The organism is Enterobacter sp. UNJFSC 003, assembly GCF_036903355.1.
In the GTDB taxonomy this organism is placed as follows: Bacteria; Pseudomonadota; Gammaproteobacteria; order Enterobacterales; family Enterobacteriaceae; genus Enterobacter.
The window spans coordinates 1-213 of sequence record NZ_JBAKHK010000391.1 but is presented as its reverse complement, the minus strand read 5'-3'; the positions used below and the strand labels follow the sequence as shown (position 1 = coordinate 213).

Annotated in this window: 1 tRNA gene; it reads left to right on the top strand. The window is 50.7% G+C overall.

The window, feature by feature from the left end:
• Position 1: 1 nt before the first annotated feature.
• Positions 2 to 78 (top strand) — tRNA-Arg (locus V5P19_RS24690).
• The last annotated feature ends 135 nt before the right edge of the window (positions 79 to 213 follow it).

Genomic DNA, 213 nt, shown 5'->3' with positions numbered 1-213 from the left:
TGCATCCGTAGCTCAGCTGGATAGAGTACTCGGCTACGAACCGAGCGGTCGGAGGTTCGAATCCTCCCGGATGCACCATCTATTACTTCATATTGCTTTAGAAGTGATATGAGTATCGAGTAGTACAGTAGTAAATCCTGATGCATCCGTAGCTCAGCTGGATAGAGTACTCGGCTACGAACCGAGCGGTCGGAGGTTCGAATCCTCCCGGAT